A 20,767-nucleotide genomic window follows, 5' to 3' on the forward strand; every position below is an offset into this window, starting at 1 on the left:
TCAGGCTTCTTTCATTGATTGTGGTATACGGGGATTCATAGTTTTAAACCATAATGGCGGGATAAATGACATCACCATGGAAGTAGGATAACCAAAAGGCATTTGAGGAGAATGCTCGTGGCAATCCAGCAGCTGGTATTTTTTCGAAGATTTGTAATGGTGGTCGCTATGACGGGTAAGTTCGTAAAGAACGATGCGGCCAATAATATGGTTGCTGTTCCAGGAATGTACCTCCCGCACACGTTCGTACCTCCCTGAAGGGAGCTTTTTACGGAGCAGCCCATAATGCTCAATGTAATTTACCGTCTCCAGCAACAAGAAACCGACAATCCCGGCACCAATAGCAAAAGGGATAACCTCAACCCCAAAAATGGCGAACAAGCCCCATAAATAACCGGCTTCCAGAAATAGATACCAGAACATGTCATTTTTAAGTGAAAAAAACGACAAGCCCTGCTTCTTTAGCAATTGAAGCTGTATTTTCCATGCACTTATGTACTGACGGAACACCGAAGTAAACCAAAAGGAATATACCGACTGGTTTAACCTGGCGGTGGCGGGATCTTCCCGCGTAGCGGCATGCATATGATGCCCGAAGTTGTGTTCAATGTAGAAGTGCATGTAGAAGGAAGGCAGCAGAAGCATCTTGCCTAAAAACCGCTCATGAGATTTTTGCCTGTGCCCTAACTCGTGCCCTACATTGATACCATTAGCTCCAAGCACAATGCCTAAGGAAAGCATTAAACCTATTGTTTCAAAAAGAACAAGGTCTGTAGTCGTGATGGAAATAAGGTAAATCCCTATTAGCCCGTAAACCACGGGAATATTCAGATAAAGCATCCAGTCAAAAAGCCTGTTGTTACTCTTGCTAGTTTTTTCATCACTTTCAAGGTTGTGGGCATCTTCAGGGAAGATGATTTCGAGCACCGGGATCAGCACAAAGGCATAGAAAGGGGTAAAATAGCTCCAGACCCCTTTAAGATAGAGACTTAAAACAGCCGAAGCAGGTATCGTTAGAGCCGCAAGGTACTTTAAGTCGCGCATGCTGAGCTTTTTAACAAATTTTTGAGTATCATTTCTCCCGTATCGGGTATATTGGTAATAAATATAGCAGAAATTGGACCATTATCACAAAATACTACGCAAGCTGGAGGCTTTTAGCAAAAAGTACTACACCAAGATGCTAATTAAAGGTGTGATAATGTTTTTTGCTTTGGGTGCACTCTTTACGCTTGCCTTGCTGGGCCTGGAATATCTCCTGTGGTTGGGGACAACCGGAAGGTTTCTGTTGTTTTTGGCAGGCATAACAGCCTTGCTTTATCTGTTTATAGGGCAGATTGGGCTGCCTTTACTTTACCTTTTCAGGTTGCGTAACGGTATTTCCCAAAAGGAAGCTTCCCGTCTCATAGGCCAGCATTTTCCCGATGTTGGCGACAGGCTTTATAATTTGCTGGATCTGGCAGAAAGCACCGATAAATCCGAGCTCTTGCTGGCCAGCATTGCCCAGAGATCAGAAAGACTATCCCCTGTTCCTTTCAACAGGGCGGTAGACCTGGGGGAAAACAGAAAGTATATAAAGTATCTTTTATTTCCCTTATTGTTAGTCGGGATTATCTGGATCACGGGAAAGCTTTCAGACTTTTTGGGGTCTTACAAACGTGTGGTTAATTATGATGTGGCCTACCAGCCCCCTGCACCCTTTGATTTTGTGCTTCTTTCGGATCAAGAGGAAATATTGGAAAATGAGGAACATGTTTTGCAGGTTACAACCCGCGGGTCAGTACAACCAGAGGAAGTGTATGTTGTAATAAACAACCAGGAGTACCTGCTGAAGAAGATAAATGGCATTTTTGAACATTCTCTTACTCCCCCGTTGAAGGATGTGCAGTTCTATTTCAGAGGAAGCGGTGTAACTTCAGGGTTATATGAGTTAAGAGCACTTGAAATTCCGGTAATCAAGGGTTTCGAAATGTCCCTGGATTACCCTAATTACCTGGGCATGGCTGCTAAAACGGTTAAAGGAACAGGGAATGCTGTGATACCGGAAGGAACCAAAGTATCCTGGAAGATCAGAACCGAAAGCACGAAAAATGTGTCCTGGAGCAACAAGGACACTACTTTGGCCTTTCAGGCCGATGAAGATGTTTTCCTCCATAATCAGGCAATTTTCCGGAATACGAATTACAGTATTAAAACAAGCAATTCAAACGTTAGTGATTTCGAATCCCTTTCGTATTCTCTGGAGGTTATTCCAGATGCTTATCCTACCATTAAAGTTATACAGGCGTTAGATTCGCTCAATCCCAATGTTGCCCATTACGAGGGAACCCTTGAGGACGATCATGGAATAGATAAACTAACGCTGGTTTATTATCCAAAGGGGCAGGAGGAGCAGAAGAAGAGCATAGAGCTGGATATCCCAAATGAGGCCTATCAGAGATTCTACTACAGTTTTCCGGACAGGCTAGAGATTGACCAGGACTCTTCCTATGATTATTATTTTGAAGTAAGGGATAATGATGCTCTTAGAGGAGGAAAGAACAGCAGAAGTCAGCTGTTTACCTCTGTTATATACAACGAGCTGGAAATGAACGGTCGGCAGCTTCAATATCAGCAGGAGCTTATTAAGCAAATGGATCAATCGGTTGACAGGTTTAAAGAAGACCAAAGGAAACTGGATGAGATCAGAAAGGAACAAAAGGAAAAAGGATCACTGAGTTTTAACGACCAAAGAAGGGTATCTGATTTTATTAAAAGGCAGCAACAACAGGAAGGCATGATGGAAAAATTCAGCCGTCAGCTTAAAGAAAACCTCCGGCAAAAGGAGAATGCAGACAGTATGAATGAATTGTTGCAGGAGCGCCTGGAAAGACAGGAGATGGAGGCCCGGAAAAACCAACAAATGTTACAGGAACTACAAAGGCTTTCAGACAAGATTAATAAGGAAGAGCTAAGTAAAAGGCTTGAGGAGCTGGGGAAGAAACAACAAAGCAACCAAAGAAGCTTGGAGCAAATCTTAGAACTTACCAAACGTTACTATGTAACAGAAAAAACCGCACAACTTGCTCGCGAATTAAAAAGGCTGGGAGAAAAGCAGACAGAGGAGGGCAATCCAGACGGAAAATTGACGGAAAAGAAGGAGCAGGAGGGTTTAAACCAGGAGTTTAAACGCCTTAAAAGCCAACTCGACACACTAATGAAAGACAATCAGGGCTTGAAGAAGCCCCTCAGTATTGAACGCAATGAGGACAGGGAAGAACAAATACAAAAGGAACAGGAAGAAATCAGTAACGCCATAGAGGAAGAGGAATCAAGAGATAAGGAATCCGAGCATCAAAATGGAGAACGCAACGATATTAAGAATCAACAAAAATCAGCTGGACAGAAAATTAGAAAAATGGCAGAGGATATGGAGAGTGCTATGTCCGGGGCCTCTGGGGGGTCATCAATTGCAGAAGACGCAGAAATGTTAAGGCAGATTCTTGATAACCTGATTACCTTCTCCTTTAAACAGGAGCAATTATTTGAGGATTTGCAAAGTGCGGATCCTGAACTCGGACAATTTGCTGAAGGAATACGTTCCGAACAGCAATTAAGGAAAATGTTTGAGCATGTGGACGACAGCTTGTTTGCACTGTCACTTAGAAGAGCAGAATTGTCTGAGGTGGTAAATGAACAGATTACGGAGGTTTATTACAATATTGACAAATCACTGGAGAGTATTGCGGAAAACAGAATATACCAGGGGGTATCTTATCAACAGTATGTGTTAACGGCGGCTAATGAATTAGCTGATTTCCTGGCGGATATTTTAGAAAATATGCAGCAAAGTTTGTCACCCGGATCAGGACAGGGTAAGGGTGATTTTCAGTTACAGGATATTATTATGAGCCAGGAGGAAATAAAGAAGCAAATGCAGAAGATGGGGGAAGGTAAAGGAAATGAACAAAAAGAAGGTGGCGATGCTCAGGGCACTGAACAGGGAGAAAGAGAAGGCAAATCTGGCAAAGATGGCAAGGAGAATAGTGGGAATGAGCGAGACAAGCAAGGCCAGGGTAGGCAAAGTAGGAACAATGCATTAGATGAAGAGCAGCTTAAGGACATTTATGATATTTATAAGGAACAGGAGGAAATAAGACAACGACTAGAAAAGCAGTTGTCCGATATGATTAGTAAGGAGGACAGGGGTCTGGCTAATCGTATATTAAGGCAAATGCAGCAATTTCAGGAAGATTTATTGGAAAATGGAGTAACCAAACGCACTAATGACCGTTTAAATGCCATTCAGTATCAGTTATTGAAATTAAAAGATGCGGAGGTAAAGCAAGGTCAAATGAAGGAGAGAGAGAGTGACACGGCCAGGAAGGTGTACAGGAATCCATTGCTTGAGAATAGAGAAGAAAAGGGACACAAACAGCCACAAACAGAGATATTAAACAGACAAGCCTTACCTTTGCGCCGAAATTATCAAAGGCGCGTTCAACGTTACTTCAATAATAATGATTGAGTTTTGTTACGAAACCGACTTCAAGCTTGCAAACGAAGAAAAGACAAGAGAGTGGATTACGGATGTAGTGAAGCGAGAAAACCGCACCGTCAATGAATTAGTCTACATCTTTTGCGATGACAACAGATTGCTGGAGCTCAACCAGAAGTACCTTAATCACAATACACTTACGGATATATTAACTTTCCCATATAGTGATTCTGAAGCACTACACGCCGATATATTTATTTCAATTCCAAGGGTTAAAGAAAATTCTCAAAAGTATGGAGAAGTTGAGGAGGAAGAAATAAGACGGGTAATGGTCCATGGAGTTCTACATCTTATTGGTTATCAGGATGATACGGATGAGGCCAAACAGAAGATGAGGGCAAAAGAGGATGAAAAATTAAGATTGTTCCACGTGGAACGTTAAGATTATGTTTGATAGAGAGTACGACGTAATTGTAGTAGGTGGCGGGCACGCAGGTGCAGAAGCTGCGGCCGCAGCTGCCAATATGGGGTCAAGGACACTGCTGGTTACTATGAACTTGCAGACCATCGGACAAATGTCCTGCAATCCTGCTATGGGTGGGATTGCCAAAGGACAAATTGTAAGGGAGATTGATGCGCTTGGCGGGTATAGCGGAATAATTACAGATCGGTCCGCAATTCAGTATAAAATGCTGAACAAGTCCAAGGGTCCGGCAATGTGGAGTCCAAGGGCTCAGAATGACCGCATGCGCTTTGCAGAAGAATGGAGGATGTCGTTGGAACAAACACCAAACGTAGATTTTTACCAGGAAATGGTCAAAGGGTTGTTAGAGAAGAACGGTAAAATTATAGGTGTACGGACTTCATTGGGGCTGGATATTAAGGCAAGGGCGGTTGTCCTAACCAATGGCACTTTTCTTAACGGCCTAATTCATATTGGGGAAAAGCAATTTGGGGGAGGAAGAGCCGGGGAAAAGGCCGCAACAGGTATTACAGAGCAACTAACGGATTTCGGGTTTGATAGTGGAAGAATGAAAACCGGCACACCGCCGAGGGTAGACGGGAGGTCACTTGATTATTCAAGGATGATTGTCCAGCCTGGCGATAAAAATCCGGAAAAGTTTTCGTACCTGGACACACCTATTTTAAGAGAGCAGCGGGATTGTTATATGACGCATACCAGTGTTGAGGTCCACAATTTGCTTCGGGAAGGTTTTGATCGGTCCCCGATGTTCAACGGGCGTATCAAAAGCATTGGACCAAGGTATTGTCCTTCTATTGAAGATAAGATACACAGGTTTGCCTCTAAGGACAGTCACCAGATTTTTGTTGAACCTGAGGGCTGGCACACAGTTGAGGTATATGTCAATGGTTTTTCCACGTCCCTGCCTGAAGATGTGCAGTTTAAAGCTTTAAGATCTGTCAGGGGATTTGAGAATGTTAAGTTCTTCCGTCCGGGTTATGCGATTGAATATGACTATTTCCCTCCTACACAGCTAAAGCACACATTAGAAACCAAGTTGGTGGAGAACCTTTATTTTGCCGGCCAGATTAATGGAACCACAGGCTACGAAGAGGCTGCTTCACAAGGTTTAATGGCCGGAATTAATGCTCATTTAAAAATACATGAAAAGGATCCCTTTATCCTTAAAAGGGATGAAGCCTACATCGGCGTACTTATTGATGATCTTATTACCAAAGGAACCGAGGAGCCTTACAGAATGTTTACAAGCAGGGCAGAGTATCGAACTTTGTTGCGGCAGGACAATGCTGATTTAAGGCTTACCCCCAGGTCTTTTAAATTGGGCCTTGCATCTGAAGAACGGATGCGAAGGGTGATGGAAAAAGAGGAGAAATCTGAAAAATTCATTTCATTCTTCAGGAAGACAAGCTATAGACCCGAGGCAATCAACCCTATTTTAGAGCGCCTGGATAGCGCATCGGTTAAACAGGCCGATAAAATGTACAAGGTTTTTTCAAGACCCAAAGTGCGTATGGAACATATGCTGGAAATGGAGGAAGTAGCAAAGTTTGTTTCAGATAACCAGCTGAACCATGAAGTCCTGGAGCAAGCGGAAATTCAGGTAAAATATGCGGGTTACATAGAAAAGGAGAAAAGCAATGCGGATAAGTTGCAGCGACTGGAAAACATCCGTATCCCTGATGATTTTGATTACAGTGCGCTTAAGTCGCTCTCCTTTGAAGCGAGGGAGAAATTGCAGGCAATAAGGCCGGTGACAATTTCACAGGCTTCGCGTATAAGTGGAGTTTCCCCAAGTGACATCAGCGTACTTTTGGTCTATATGGGAAGGTAATGTTCCACGTGGAACAAAACAATATCATTTTAGTTTAAGGGAATGCAAACAAAGAATGCTTTTACTGTGAATGATCACTCCGTAACCGGGGAAACGTTCAGTATAAAAAAGCATCCCAGATTAAAGGTATTGGCTACCGAACCCGTACCTGAGAATCTTGGTATCTACTATAAGTCTGAAGATTACATTTCCCATTCGGATGCTTCAAAATCTCTGTTTGAAAAACTTTATCAATGGGTAAAAAAGTACAGTTTAAATAAGAAACTAAGATTACTGGAGCGGTATACTTCAGGCAAAGGCAAGCTATTGGATTATGGGGCAGGCACTGGTGCATTTGTACAACAGGCAATAGGACTGGGCTGGGAGGCAACAGGTGTAGAACCCAGTGAAGCAGCACGCAAGCGAGCAGCAGAGAAAGGGATAAGCCTTATGCAAAGCTGGGATGATTTTGTGTGGGAAGATTTTGAAGTGATTACCCTGTGGCATGTACTGGAACATCTTCCGGATCTGGAAGGCAGTATCGCTCAGATAAAGCAGCTGCTAAAACCAAATGGTATGCTGGTGCTGGCGCTTCCAAATTTTAAATCCTGGGATGCCGTTCATTATGGTTCGTACTGGGCCGGATATGATGTGCCGAGACACCTCTGGCATTTTTCCAGGGAAGCTGTAGAAGAATTATTCATTCCATTTGGATTTGAATTATTGAAAACGCATCCATTGTATTTTGATGCCTTTTACGTCTCCTTGCTTTCTGAAAAATACCGCTCGGGAAAAATGCGATGGGCGCCTGCAATTTACAACGGATTGCGCTCTAACCTCAGCGCTATGACCTCGGGTGAATATTCTTCCCTGATTTATGTGCTCAAAAAGAACTGAAACGCATTTTAAGGCGTTTTAAGCGCACATTGCAGAGCAAAGCGTATGATTTTATTCCTTTGATATAAAGTCGCCCTGGAGGTCCGTTTTAGGCGGACACATAAATAGATACAACAGATGTATTATTCCCGTAATGATAGATAAAGTTTATAGTTTAGACTTTTGCGCTTTTTTTGCATTCGATAGAATTTTAGACCAATGATTTCCCTTTGGAAGTCTTTTTCTATTTTAGCCGCTCTAAAACGAAAACCATGAAAAAACTAATGCTAATCATCAGTGTAATTTTGCTTACTGCATGTCAGACAGACAAGATCGGTTTTGTAGACAATTCCGTACTGATGGAAAATTACCAGGAGAAAAAGGATGTGGAATCCCGGTACAATATGAAATCTGAAGCTTATGCTAAAAAGCGGGACAGTATTACACAATCCTTTCAGATGGAAGCTCAGGCACTTCAAACAAAAACAAAAGGAATGTCCGAGAAAAAAGCCCAGGAAGAATATGCCCTGCTTCAGCAAAAGGGCCAGTTTATAGGTCAGCAATTGCAACAGGAAGAGCAGCAAATTCAAATGATGGGACAAATGGAGATGGACAGCCTGGTTAGCAGGGTCAAAAGGGAAATTGATGCCTTTGGCAAGGCCAATGGTTATTCCTATATTCTGGGTAAAGGAGAAGGCGGAGGAGTACTCTATGGCAATGAAGACAACGACCTGACTCAGGACATACTTAAAATCCTGAACGAAAAATATCAGCAATAAACTGCAGTTGCGTGTTTATCAGGCTTGCATCAGATATAGTAGAAAGATTGTAGGGATCAGGTAAATTACTATGGTTCGTGCACCATCATAGTCCCTGGCAATGCGCTGGCCCAAAAGCAACATGAGCAGGGCAATACATCCCAGCACAGCCCCAATATACCCCAGAGAATAATCGCCGGTCAGTGCCAGCTCGATAATCCCGGCCAGACTCAGGACACCCGAAGCAGTCTCTGCTAACAGGACAGTGAAAAGCATTTGGGGCACCAGGTTTTTAAATGGTGTTTTTGCAAAATGCCCCCTAAGCCATCCAAGATTGCCTTTCCAGTCAATGATTTTGTCAAGTCCGCTCTGTAAAAAGGTTATGGCCAGAAACAATAGGAGGAAAGATTCCGGCAGATGTTGTGTAATGGCTTGCATGTTCGTATAATTTTGGGTTGAATCTAGTCTATACAACCGGGTTTCCGCTCTCCCGGGTCTTCCTGTGTAGCAGTCGAGTAAGCTTTATGGAAAGGTCCATCAGAATAATTTTCGAATTTCCATTACGTTCCACATGATAGATGGCGCGCTCCAATTCCTCGCTTATTTCCTGAATGTTGTTTTCGTGTACGAATGGAGCAAATTTTCTAATATCAAAGCCTTCCACGTGCAGGCTCATGTATGCCAATTCCCCGGCCTGGAAATTGATCAGCATTGCCTGTCGCATGACCGACAGACAAAAACCCAGAAATTTTTTCTGTGTTTCCCTTCCCGTCTTCGCAATCTCTTCACTCCATAAGATCAGCTCGTGGATAGCAGCTTTATTTCCTTTGGCCTTAAAAGCGCTGCGCACCCATTGCACAAACCAGCGCTCAAACACCAGGTCTTCACTGTCCCTGTTCATCAGGTCCAGGGCTTTGTTGAAATTCCCATCGGCTTCATGTGCCACTTTAAGTGCCTCTTCCCTCAGCAATCCCTGCTCTTCAAGCGCATGTGCGATGGCTTCTGCTGAAAGCGGCGGAAAATGCAGGACCTGACATCTTGATCTGATGGTTTGCATAACCAGTTCTTCGTCCTCCACAATGAGTATGATCACTGTGTTTTCAGGGGGCTCTTCTATCAATTTCAGCAACTTATTGGAGGCGGCAATATTCATCTTCTCTGCCATCCACACCAGCATTATCTTATATCCTCCTTCATATGATTTCAGGGATAGTTTTTTAACAATATCCTGTGCCTCATCCACCCCTATCTGCCCCTGTTTTTTTTCTATCCCAATCAGTTGATACCAGTCGAACAGGTTGCCATAGGGCTGTTCCTGCAGAAATTGCCGCCATTCTGTAAGGAAATGACTACTGACTGCGTGCGACTTAATGCGGTCTGTATTGGAAACCGGAAATGCGAAATGCAAATCCGGATGGGTGAGCTGGCCACACTTGACATTGCAGGACTCATCTCCACCAGTGTTTTCACCGCCCGTATTCCTGCAGAGCAGATATCGGGCATAAGCCAGGGCTGTGATCAGAGTTCCGGAGCCTTCGGGACCCACAAACATCTGGGCATGGGGCGTGCGACCCGCATCCGCGCTTTGGGTGAGGTGATTCTTGATATGGGCCAGTCCAAGAATGTCCTTGAAGAGCATAAATCAAATATAAGGTATTTGTGCCTCAAGATGGGAATTATTTGTTCCAGGCCTTCTGCCAACAGTGATAAATATTTACATTTGGATTCACAAATCACACAAGGCATGAAAACGATAGACGATTATAACTTCGAAGGAAAGAAAGCACTTATTAGGGTAGATTTTAATGTGCCCCTCGATGCCGAACAGCATGTAACAGACACAACGCGCATCGAAGCCGCAAAACCCACTATAATTAAAGTTCTTGAAGACGGAGGCAGTGCAGTATTAATGAGCCACCTGGGCAGGCCCAAAGGACATCGGGTTCCGGAAATGTCCCTCAGGCACATCTGCGATGAGGTGTCGGAAATTATTGGCGTTCAGGTTAAGTTTGTTGAAGACTGCATAGGAGAGAAAGCCGTTTCCGCAGCCAATAACTTAAAGAGCGGAGAGATCCTGCTGCTGGAAAACCTCCGGTATTACAATGAAGAAACCAGCGGAGATCCTGGCTTTGCCGAACAACTGGCGGCACTTGGAGACATCTATGTAAATGATGCCTTCGGGACTGCGCACCGCGCGCATGCCTCCACCACAATTGTTGCCAGATTTTTCCCTGGAAACAAATGTTTTGGCTATTTGCTGGCAAAGGAAATCGAGGCAATAGATAAAGTGATGAGCTCAGGTGAAAAGCCGGTAACCGCAATTTTAGGGGGTGCCAAAGTTTCCTCAAAGATTACCATTATTGAGAATATTCTCGATAAAGTAGACCACCTGATTATCGGAGGAGGTATGACCTATACATTTATAAAAGCAAAGGGTGGTAGTATAGGGGATTCTATCTGTGAAGACGACAAACTGGACCTTGCACTTGATATCCTCAGGAAGGCTGAAGCCAAGGGGGTTGAGATACACATGCCCACAGATGTACTGGCGGCCGATGCATTCAGCAATGACGCCAACACCCAGGTAGTTCCCGTAGGTTCCATTCCAGATGGGTGGCAGGGACTTGATGCTGGTCCTGCTACGCTGGAGCAATTCAAAAAAGTCATCCTGTCATCGAAAACCATTTTATGGAATGGCCCGGTTGGGGTTTTTGAAATGGAAACCTTCGCAAAGGGCACCATTGCTTTAGGGAATTATATTCATGAAGCCACCACCAATGGAGCCTTTTCCCTTGTCGGAGGTGGAGATTCTGTAGCTGCGGTCAAGCAATTCGGTTTCCAGGATAAAGTAAGTTATGTTTCTACCGGGGGTGGAGCCATGCTGGAAAGCCTGGAAGGAAAGACATTGCCAGGAATTGCAGCAATATTGTCTTAATCCTGCGTTATAAAATTATACGAGGACTCCTACCCGCTTTAAAGGAAATTTTCCTTTTTTGGGAAAAAAGTACGATTTTCGTTAGCCCCACAGCTAAAAATGGACGATTTATTATGATTCTCAGGAAATTAGCATCAGTCTTGCTGCTCCTTGCAGCAACTTACGGGCTCCGGGCACAGGATTCACTGGAAGTTAAAGAATCACAGCCGGTTAAATCGATAAAAGAAGGAGCAGCCAAAGGCGTCAAAACAAAAAGGACTTCCCGGGCAAACACCTTGCAATTTACTGATCCTACCCAGGAAAGAGCGGAATTAAAGGGAGCTATAATAAACAAAACTAAAGGCGACGTCCTTGGGGATTATGAACTTCCCGCTACCTATGATAGCCTCTGGCTGGAAGAGTTGAGCAGGGGCCAGGCCCTTTATCCGGAAATAGTAAATATGGTTAATCTTGAAGGAGATCAGGCGGTAGATTTATCTGGTTGGGATACGGAAGAATTTAAAACCCGACTTCAAAAACTCAATGAAAGAACCCCGCTGGATATCGCATACAATCCTTCACTGGAAAATGTGGTTAAGTCTTTTCTGCTGAGAAAGAAAGAACTTCTCTCTCGCATGCTCACGGCAAGCCAGTTCTATTTTCCGATGTTTGAAGAGGCGCTGGATCGCTATAATATCCCACTTGAAATCAAATACCTCTCCATTGTTGAATCTGCGCTTAACCCAAGGGCAAAATCCAGGGTGGGAGCCACGGGCCTCTGGCAATTCATGTATGGCACGGGAAGGATTTACGGACTGGATGTGAACAGCTATGTTGATGAACGCAGTGACCCCATAAAATCTACGGAGGCAGCCTGCCAGTACCTCTCTAAGTTGTATTCAATCTTTAACGACTGGGACCTGGCCCTGGCCGCTTATAATTCCGGACCGGGCAATGTGAACAAGGCGATCAGGAGATCAGGGGGTTATGAGAATTACTGGAACCTGAGGAGGTATTTGCCCCGTGAAACGGCGGGCTATGTGCCGGCTTTTATCGCAACATTCTACCTGATAGAATACGCTGAGGAATATGGCATTCAGGGCAAGAATGTACCCAGGCCCTATTTTGAGACTGATACGGTATCAGTAAAAAACCTGATAACCTTTGAACAAATCTCCAAATGGTCTGGTGTTGGACTGGAAGAGCTCAAGCTGCTCAATCCGGCTTACAAACTCAACATCATTCCAAAAATTGAAGGGAAGGACTACACTTTGCGTTTGCCTGTAAGGGCCATGGGCAGGTTTGTGGCCAACGAAAAGGAAATATACGCTCAGGCTGAAGAAGAGATTAAAAAGCGTGAAAAACCCCTGCCACAGTTGGTTAAGGCCGAGGATCGGATTCGATATCGCGTGCGAAGCGGGGATTATCTGGGCAAAATTGCCGAGCGCTATGGGGTTGGGGTTAGCCAGATCAAACGCTGGAATGGCCTTAGGAGCGATAACCTCAGAGTTGGTCAGCGTCTTACCATTTACCCCAGGAAACCAGCCTTTGTTGCCAGTCAGCCTTCTGGGAATTCAGAAAGCAGTGAGGTAGCGGCTAATTCAGGCTCTAAGTTCCATACAGTGCGGAAAGGGGACTCCCTCTGGACCATTTCACAAAAATATCCGGGAATTTCCATAGAAAATTTACGAGAATGGAACGGTATTCGCGGCAATGATATTATACCGGGCACAAAGCTGAAACTCTGTTCCTGTTCCCCGTAAAAACACCATTCATGAAAAAAGTAATTATTGCATTATTTGCGCTTACGGCCCTCCTGGGATGTGAAGAGAAAAGCAAAAAAAGATACAAACCAGGTTCCGTGGGAGCAATTAACTCCCTTGCCGTGGTTATGGAAACCCCGCTCTGGGAAGGTAAGGTAGGAGACAAGGTCCGGGAATATTTTGCCGCGCCAATGGTAGGACTTACCTGGGAGGAGCCGCTCTTTACTATAGAGCATATGCCACAGCAGGTGTTTACCGGCATGACCAGGCACAGGAGATCTGTTTTATTCGTAAGCCTTGACAGCCTGGATCTGGCGCATATCAAAACAGACCTTTACGCTTCGCCTCAGAAAGTTGGAGTAATCAAAGGGGAAACAGAAGAACAGCTTTTGGCGAACCTGGAACAGGGTGCAGATAAGATAATAGCAGCTTTCAAAGAAAACGAGCTGGAAGAGGCACAAAAGCGGTTTAAGCGCTCTCTGAGCAAGGATAAGGTCTTGGAGAACAAATTTGGCATTAAGCTCAATGTTCCGTCTATCTATGTAATGGGGAAGGAAGAAGATAATTTTGTCTGGATTGACAGGCAGATTCAAAAAGGTACCATGAACATCATTGCTTATACGATGCCATCTGGTTCCTTCGAAAACGATTCCACTTTTGTCCGGGATATTGTTCGCATGAGGGATTCCATTGGGCAGAAATACATTCCGGGGCCGGATATCCCAAACAAAACAACCTATATGATTACTGAAAAAGCCTTTGCCCCCTATGTGTTTTCGGCCGAAATAGCAGGCAAAAAGGCGGCGGAGGTACGCGGTATCTGGGAAGTTAAGAATTACCCCATGGCGGGTCCTTTCCTGACCTATATCATCAATGACGATGAAAACGACCGTATTCTTGTACTGGAAGGCTTTACCTTTGCCCCTGCGACTAACAAACGCGACTATATGTTTGAACTGGAGGCAATTATGAAAACCCTCAGTTTTGTAAAACCGGAGTAAGCACCAAAGCCCGGCACAGGGGCCGGGTATTAAAACCGAACGGTATTAAATTATTTAGTCAAACGGAAATCCGGTATACACCCTGAAAACAAAGGCGTAAAGCACAATCAGAAACATAGCAAAAGCAAACCAGGCAAAAACTTTAAAGAAATTGCGCACCAGGTAATTGCTGATATTGCGAAAGGCATTTAAGTAGATTTCTTTTAGATGTAAAAGTGTATTCATAGAAATTAGGGCTAAAAGTTTTATGATGTAAAGTTCCCATCTCTATGTGAGGTCCGGAAAAATATCGGATTAAGGGTATCCCCCGGCCGTTAAACCACACTCTGAACAGTTGCAGAGCTAAGTCATAGCATCTTTGCAATTAGATAAAAGGCATTAATTATCGACAAACAAAAAAACGCTCCCATAAGGAGCGTTTTTGGTGTCTTGGTTAGTTCTTCTAATCAGTCAAATGCAAATCCTGTTGCTACCCGGAATATAAACGCATAAAGAACGATTATAAAGCTGATCAGGCAGAACCAGGTGAAGATCTTGAAAAAATTCTTTACCACTAATGGGCCCAGATTTCTGAACGCCTCAAGGTAAATCTCTTTGATAAGTAAAATATGTTTCATAGGCGTTTATTTACGTAAGTTGAGGTCTTATATATATAACGAAAAAAGCGGGTTAAAAGTGTGTTTTTAAGGCACTTTATTGTCGATGCTCCTGTCCCATTGAAGACCGCCTGTTTATGCCTGCTGGAAGAGCTTTAGGCCCCATAGGTGGGGTGCGGGGCCTACATGCTCACAATAATGAATTCGGACCTTCTGTTCCTTTGGTGTTGTTGACTTGTGCATCTGACGGTACCATCGCATTCATTAAGCAAACGTTCCTCCCCGTAGCCTATAGCGCTTTGAATTCGCTTCGGATCAATTCCCTGTTGGATCAGGTAGGCTCTTGTGGATTTCGCCCTCTTGTCAGACAGATATTTGTTGTACACTGCAGGGCCCCTGGAGTCTGTATGCGATTCTATCTTTATAATCATGCGCGGATACTCTTTCATAGTAGCCACTAGCTTATCTAATGATTCTGCAGCGTCTTTTCGTATGTACGACTTGTCAAAATCGAAATAGATCATGTCTACCTTGAGTTTTCGTATACCTTCCTCAATAGTTATGAGCTTTTCGAGCTTGTCCATTTCTATATTGACCTCTACCCTTTCATTGTCAAGGGTGCTCACTGCCAGTTCGTGGTCCTGATAGGCGTCCTTAACCGTCTTTACAACATATTTGGTGTTGCCGTCCAGGTCTTCAAAAACAAAGCTTCCGTCTTCATCACTCAGCAGTTCCTTGAGCTTGATGTTGTTCTCATCCAGCAGGGTGACCAGGGTTCCGGGCATTACTTCGCCTGTTACGCGTTCAGTAATCACCCCGGCTATGGCATTTTCATTGACTTCTTCCGGAACCAGGTTTTGGAAGGAGTAGATATCGTCATCGCCTTTTCCTCCGCGACGGTTAGAAGCAAAGAAACCTTTCTGACTTGTTTCATCAATGATATAAGAGAAATCGTCTACCTTGCTATTTACAGGCTGTCCGAGATTTTTCACATCCCCAAACCCTTCTTCTTCCGTGTAAGCCACTTCAAAAACATCCAGCCCACCAAGACCTACATGTCCATCCGAGGAAAAGTATAGTTTTTTCTCACTGATAAAAGGGAACATTTCACGCTGTTCCGTGTTGATTTCCGGGCCGAGGTTTCTGGGATCGGAAAAACTTCCATCCTCAAGGATATCTACAACGAAAATGTCTGTTTTACCAATTGTTCCCGGCATGTCGGATACGAAATAGAGCTGTTTCCCGTCCGGGCTTAGTGCAGGGTGCCCTGTGGAATAATAATCACTGTTAAATGGGAGCTCCTTGGCTTCGGTCCATTCCCCATTTACTTTCCTGGAACTGTATATTTTGAGGTGATTTACCCCTTTTTTATCGCGTTTAAGTTTTTTACCGTAGTTGTTTCGGGTAAAGTACATGGTGTTATTGTCCGGGGAGAAGGCAACCGAAGCTTCATGGTATTTGGTGTTGATCTTTTTTGAGAATTTCACTGCATCTTTTACTTCCTGATTCTCTTTGTTGATCTTTGCAACATACAGATCCAGGAAGGGTTGGTTGTTCCATTTATACCGTCTGGTTTTTAAAAATGCGGAATCCACAGAAGAAGAGTAAACAAGCTCATCATCCCCGTAGAACATGGGAGAAAAGTCCGAATAACGGGAATTTACTGCAACATTTTTGATTTCAACATCCCCGGAAGCAGCCAGGATATTGTCCAGAATCACTTCCCTTGGAACTGCTTTATTCATGTCTTTTTCTTCCTCTCCCTCCCCACGCTCTATTTTACGGTCGTATAAACGCATTAATCTTTTGGAACGGGCGTATTTCCCGGAGCCCTTGAGTGTGTGGGCGTATCTGAAAAGGTTGTTTGCGGACATCTCTTTTCTATAATTGCGATACAGCATATCGTACCAGTAGAATGCCCGTTCAATGTTGGTGTTGAAATAATGGGCATCCGCGGCCCGCTCAATTACTTTGAAACCGTAGTTGCTTTCCCCTTTTGCCAGAACCGTTTCATAGAGCTCAGCGGCTTCGGAATACCACATTTTGTCAAAATAGGCATCGGCTTTTTCCAGCAGTTTGTCATTCAACGGCCTGTTTTGTAGTTGCTTATTAACTTTGGGTTGTGGGTTTTCCGTAAGTAGTTTTGTTATTTCAAGGATTTCTTCTTCATTGCTATCCTCAATAGGGTGGGTAACCTCAAGGATCCATACATTCTCCTGATACTTTCCCTGGAAATTAGAATTACAGGCGGCAATTGCATCCAATCCACTGTCGAAACGATCTAAATACACCTGATGCAAATCTTTTTCAGGGTGTTTAAGGAATCCGGCTTTAAGGAATTTGGATTTAAGCCGGGCCTGAAAGCGCTCGGCATTGGTCCTTTCACCGAATACCCCGCCGATCACGTAATATCCGGCAGCAATATTTTCACTGGCGGAAAGGCTTCGCGTGGCAATTTTATTGGCTTTCGCTAATTGGGCGAAGGAAACGGAAGAATATTCCCCGGAGGCCTGATCTGTTTGGTTTTGGTAATCAACAGATTTATCAAGGTTGGGAATTTCGTTTTCAACCTGGAGAATCCAGACCTTATCCGTATAACTCGGCCTTATCTTTTTCTTATAATCATCAAGCAAATCCAGGCCAGAAGTGCGGTATCCCATGGATACGTAGTGCATTTTGTTCTCGGGATTCAGGATTATATCTGCTCTCAGCCCTTTAAAACTGAGTTTTTTCTTAAATCTGGAGGCGTTTTCAGGACTCCCGAATACCCCTGCGATCAGGTAATAACCATGACTAACCCCTTCCAGGTTTTCTGCTTTTCTATGACTTAATTTCAGGGTTTTGGCAGCCTTGACAAAAAATGCCTGTTCTGCCAGAAGATCCGTAACCTCTGTATTCGGTGAATTACTGCCCGAAACGGAGGCATTGGCTATAACCCCGGTAAGGAAAAGTAAAAGCAACAGGTATTTTCCAATGATTTTCATTCTTGTCTACTAGGCCGGGAAAGCTCAACTCCTGTATTACGGAATGATGGATTGCGAAGTAACACTTGCCCCGGAATTGCTACTAACGACCAATTTATGGCTTCTTGCATCCCGGATATAGTTTTTGTTGTGAAAGGGGTTCATTCTGTCGTGAACGGGAAAATATTGTAGTTTACCGATCAGGCCCTATGAATAAAAGACTGCTGAAGCCTTATTTTGACATGAATTATAACGCGGAGGTATAAACCCTTGATAATACCGAACAGTATAAAAAGTTAAAGATAAGAGGGAAACAAAAAAGCGCCCCGAGGGACGCTTACTTCTTGAATATTACGATTTTATCAGTCGTTTTTCTCTTCCAATTTCTCGTCTTCTTTGGAAGCATCTTTAAATTCTTTGATGCCACTTCCTAGGCCGCGCATCAATTCCGGGATTTTCTTTCCGCCGAACAAAAGCAGCACTACTAATACGATGACTGCAATTTGCCAGGCTCCAATAGCCAGGAAGGTGGATAATGATATCATAATGCTTTAAATTAAATGGATAACAAATTTATGAAAAAAAGATACAAATTCTATTGTATACCCAACGGGAACATCCCATTTAAATTGCATAAAGTTTTTTTTAAGCGAAATGCGTTATCTTAGACCCCCCGGTTGGCCTTGCTGTAAGTATTACAGGCTATGGCGGCTTATCTTGAAGATGCAATGGCAAAGAAGGTAAAGAAAAGGAAGGAAATCAAGAGGAAACTCCTCCATAAGTATCGCCTGGTGATACTCAACGAAAGCACCTTTGAAGAAAAGATTTCCTTTAAACTGAGCAGGCTTAACGTATTTGTTACAGGGTCCCTTTTTATTGTGGTGCTCATAGGCTTTACCATACTACTTATTGCTTTTACCCCGCTGCGGGAATACATACCCGGTTACTCTTCTACCCAATTGAAAAGGCAGGCTACAGAGCTAACCTTCAAAACAGATAGCCTGGTGAACGTACTTAACTATACCAATCGTTATTTAAATAATGTGCGGATGGTGTTGCGGGGAGATATTGAGAATACTCAGGTAAACCGGGATTCGCTTTTCGAACAGTTTAAGCTGGATCCGGCCAACGTGGACCTAAGCCCCATACGGGAGGATTCACTATTGCGCGCCGCTGTGGCCCTGGAGGACAAATACAATCTTTTTGAAAGTAATCAGGAAACCGGAACGCTGGTGTTGTTTTCCCCCGTTTCCGGAGCCATTACCCAGGAATATGATCCGGAAAAGAAGCATTACGCCGTGGACCTGGTGGCACCGGAAGGTTCTCCGGTAAAAAGTGTGGCCAATGGTACGGTAATCTTTTCGGAGTGGACAGCAGAAACCGGATATGTGATCATAATTGAGCACAAGGATGGGCTTATTTCGGCTTACAAACACAACGGCTCCCTGAGCAAAGGCCAGGGTGACCTGGTTAAAGCGGGAGAGGTAATCGCCTCAGTGGGCAATACAGGTGAATTTACCACCGGACCCCACCTGCATTTTGAACTCTGGAGTAACGGAAATCCGGTGAACCCTACCGATTATATCGACTTTAAATAAGGTCTATGGCTATCAAAGCTTTTGCGGCACGTCTTTTTGCTTCCTGGGTATCCCGAAAAACCAAACGCTGGGTTTCCCAACCTGTTGCCATCCAGGAAAAGGTCTTTCGCGAACTCATACAAAAAGGCTCACGGACCCAGTTTGGAAAGGATCACCACTTTGATTCGATCAGGAATCACCAGGATTTCGTATCAAGGGTCCCGGTCCGGGACTACGAGGCTTTGCGGCCATATGTGGACAGGGTGGTAAAGGGAGAAAAAGACATTTTATGGCCCGGCAGGCCGGTATACCTGGCGAAGACTTCCGGTACTACCTCTGGGGCAAAGTATATCCCGATTACCAATATATCTATCAAAGAACAGATTAAGGCTTCCCGCAATGCCATCCTTAGCTATATACATGAGACGGGAAATACCCGGTTTGTTACCGGCAAGATGATATTCCTCCAGGGTAGCCCGGAACTGGAAAAGAAGAACGGCATACATCTGGGGCGTCTATCGGGAATCTCCGCTCATTATGTCCCAAAGTACCTTCAAAAGAATAGAATGCCCAGTTGGGAAACCAACTGCATTGAGGACTGGGAAACCAAGGTCAATGCAATAGTCAGGGAGACCCTGCCCGAAAACATGACTGTAATTGCCGGTATTCCCTCCTGGGTGCAGATGTACTTTGAGAAGCTGCAGCAGGCAACGGGCAAAAAAGTAGGGGAAGTGTTTAAAAACTTCCAGCTGTTCATCTATGGGGGCGTCAATTATGAACCTTACCGGGCAAAATTTGAAAACCTGATTGGCCGCAAAGTAGATAGCATAGAGCTTTTCCCGGCCAGTGAAGGGTTTTTCGCCTACCAGGATTCCCAGAAGGAAAAAGGGATGCTGTTGCTGCTCAATGCGGGAATCTTTTACGAATTTATCCGGGCAGATGAGTTTTACGAAGAATCACCCAAAAGACTTACGATTGCTGATGTTGAAATCGGGGTAAACTACGTGATGATTATTTCTACCAATGCAGGATTGTGGGGGTACAACCTTGGAGATACCGTTCAGTTTATTTCTGTAAAACCCTATCGAGTCATTGTTTCTGGTCGGATCAAACATTTTATCTCGGCTTTTGGAGAACACGTAATTGCCAAGGAGGTAGAAGAAGCCATGAGGGAAGCTATCGCCCAAACAGATGCAAGAGTCAATGAGTTTACAGTTGCACCACGTGTGGAAGTAGTAGGGGAACTGCCCTTTCATGAATGGCTGGTCGAATTTGAGCATCCACCCGCAGACATGAAACGCTTTATCGCTGTTCTGGATGAGACCCTACAGGAGCAGAACAGCTATTATTACGATTTGATAGCCGGAAAAATCCTTCAACCACTTAAGGTTACGCATATCAAAGCGGGAGGCTTTCAGGAATACATGAAGTCGATTGGCAAACTGGGCGGACAGAACAAGGTGCAGCGCCTGGCAAATGACAGCAAACTGGCCGATGCGCTGCATGCTTTCAAGCTATAGCAAATTCGCACTTAGAAATCGCCGGAAA

Annotated in this window: 17 protein-coding genes; 10 read left to right on the plus strand and 7 right to left on the minus strand. The window is 44.2% G+C overall.

Translation table 11 applies throughout. From position 1 onward, the window contains the following. A complete protein-coding gene (locus OO016_RS02780) occupies nt 1–1,044 on the minus strand; it encodes an alkane 1-monooxygenase (RefSeq protein ID WP_266010635.1) in 1,044 nt (347 codons plus the stop codon). A gap of 73 nt (nt 1,045–1,117) precedes the next feature. On the opposite strand from OO016_RS02780, the gene OO016_RS02785 reads away from it, so the two are divergent. The 5 genes from OO016_RS02785 (at nt 1,118) to OO016_RS02805 (ending at nt 8,426) form a co-directional block, all read left to right on the plus strand. Then, nucleotides 1,118–4,507: a DUF4175 family protein gene (locus OO016_RS02785; protein ID WP_266010637.1), complete on the plus strand. Its 3,390-nt coding sequence runs from the start codon at nt 1,118–1,120 to the stop codon at nt 4,505–4,507. Next, nucleotides 4,500–4,919, plus strand: a complete 420-nt coding sequence (gene ybeY, locus OO016_RS02790) for an rRNA maturation RNase YbeY (RefSeq protein ID WP_266010639.1) — start codon at nt 4,500–4,502, stop codon at nt 4,917–4,919. The genes OO016_RS02785 and ybeY overlap by 8 nt, the downstream gene beginning before the upstream one ends. A gap of 4 nt (nt 4,920–4,923) precedes the next feature. Further along, on the plus strand, nt 4,924–6,792 hold the full coding sequence (gene mnmG / locus OO016_RS02795) for a tRNA uridine-5-carboxymethylaminomethyl(34) synthesis enzyme MnmG (protein ID WP_266010641.1): 1,869 nt from the start codon (nt 4,924–4,926) through the stop codon (nt 6,790–6,792). 42 nt (nt 6,793–6,834) lie between these two features. Next, nucleotides 6,835–7,668: a class I SAM-dependent methyltransferase gene (locus tag OO016_RS02800; RefSeq protein ID WP_266010642.1), complete on the plus strand. Its 834-nt coding sequence runs from the start codon at nt 6,835–6,837 to the stop codon at nt 7,666–7,668. 251 nt (nt 7,669–7,919) lie between these two features. After that, nucleotides 7,920–8,426, plus strand: coding sequence for an OmpH/Skp family outer membrane protein (locus tag OO016_RS02805; RefSeq protein ID WP_266010643.1), 507 nt, complete (start codon nt 7,920–7,922; stop codon nt 8,424–8,426). Nucleotides 8,427–8,444: 18 nt separating this feature from the next. On the opposite strand, the gene OO016_RS02810 is transcribed toward OO016_RS02805, so the two are convergent. Next, nucleotides 8,445–8,843, minus strand: a complete 399-nt coding sequence (locus OO016_RS02810) for a DoxX family protein (protein ID WP_266010645.1) — start codon at nt 8,841–8,843, stop codon at nt 8,445–8,447. Between the two features lie 28 nt (nt 8,844–8,871). Further along, the gene (locus OO016_RS02815) at nt 8,872–10,044 is read right to left on the minus strand and encodes a DNA polymerase III subunit (RefSeq protein ID WP_266010647.1); all 1,173 of its coding nucleotides are present in this window, start codon (nt 10,042–10,044) and stop codon (nt 8,872–8,874) included. 105 nt (nt 10,045–10,149) lie between these two features. Here OO016_RS02815 and OO016_RS02820 point away from each other — a divergent pair, with 105 nt between their 5' ends. From OO016_RS02820 to OO016_RS02830, 3 genes are all read left to right on the plus strand, one after another. After that, nucleotides 10,150–11,340: a phosphoglycerate kinase gene (locus OO016_RS02820; protein ID WP_266010649.1), complete on the plus strand. Its 1,191-nt coding sequence runs from the start codon at nt 10,150–10,152 to the stop codon at nt 11,338–11,340. Between the two features lie 113 nt (nt 11,341–11,453). Continuing rightward, on the plus strand, nt 11,454–13,082 hold the full coding sequence (locus OO016_RS02825; protein WP_266010651.1) for a LysM peptidoglycan-binding domain-containing protein: 1,629 nt from the start codon (nt 11,454–11,456) through the stop codon (nt 13,080–13,082). Between the two features lie 11 nt (nt 13,083–13,093). After that, nucleotides 13,094–14,083, plus strand: a complete 990-nt coding sequence (locus OO016_RS02830) for a DUF4837 family protein (RefSeq protein WP_266010653.1) — start codon at nt 13,094–13,096, stop codon at nt 14,081–14,083. Between the two features lie 54 nt (nt 14,084–14,137). Here the strand turns inward: OO016_RS02830 and OO016_RS02835 are convergent, their stop codons facing one another. The 4 genes from OO016_RS02835 to tatA all read right to left on the minus strand — a co-directional run bounded on the left by OO016_RS02835 (nt 14,138) and on the right by tatA (nt 18,187). Next, the gene (locus tag OO016_RS02835) at nt 14,138–14,308 is read right to left on the minus strand and encodes a DUF6747 family protein (protein WP_266010655.1); all 171 of its coding nucleotides are present in this window, start codon (nt 14,306–14,308) and stop codon (nt 14,138–14,140) included. A gap of 221 nt (nt 14,309–14,529) precedes the next feature. After that, on the minus strand, nt 14,530–14,700 hold the full coding sequence (locus OO016_RS02840) for a DUF6747 family protein (RefSeq protein ID WP_266010657.1): 171 nt from the start codon (nt 14,698–14,700) through the stop codon (nt 14,530–14,532). A 161-nt stretch (nt 14,701–14,861) separates the two neighbouring features. Continuing rightward, nucleotides 14,862–17,663, minus strand: coding sequence for an OmpA family protein (locus OO016_RS02845; protein WP_266010659.1), 2,802 nt, complete (start codon nt 17,661–17,663; stop codon nt 14,862–14,864). 341 nt (nt 17,664–18,004) lie between these two features. Next, entirely contained in the window at nt 18,005–18,187 is a 183-nt protein-coding gene (tatA, locus tag OO016_RS02850; RefSeq protein ID WP_266010661.1) for a twin-arginine translocase TatA/TatE family subunit, read from the minus strand. A 183-nt stretch (nt 18,188–18,370) separates the two neighbouring features. On the opposite strand from tatA, the gene OO016_RS02855 reads away from it, so the two are divergent. After that, nucleotides 18,371–19,240: a M23 family metallopeptidase gene (locus tag OO016_RS02855; RefSeq protein ID WP_266011934.1), complete on the plus strand. Its 870-nt coding sequence runs from the start codon at nt 18,371–18,373 to the stop codon at nt 19,238–19,240. A gap of 5 nt (nt 19,241–19,245) precedes the next feature. Continuing rightward, nucleotides 19,246–20,739 (plus strand): GH3 auxin-responsive promoter family protein, encoded by a 1,494-nt coding sequence (locus OO016_RS02860; protein ID WP_266010663.1) that lies wholly within the window; start codon nt 19,246–19,248, stop codon nt 20,737–20,739. Nucleotides 20,740–20,767 lie beyond the last annotated feature (28 nt).

This window comes from Lentiprolixibacter aurantiacus, assembly GCF_026241225.1.
GTDB lineage: Bacteria > Bacteroidota > Bacteroidia > Flavobacteriales > Flavobacteriaceae > Lentiprolixibacter > Lentiprolixibacter aurantiacus.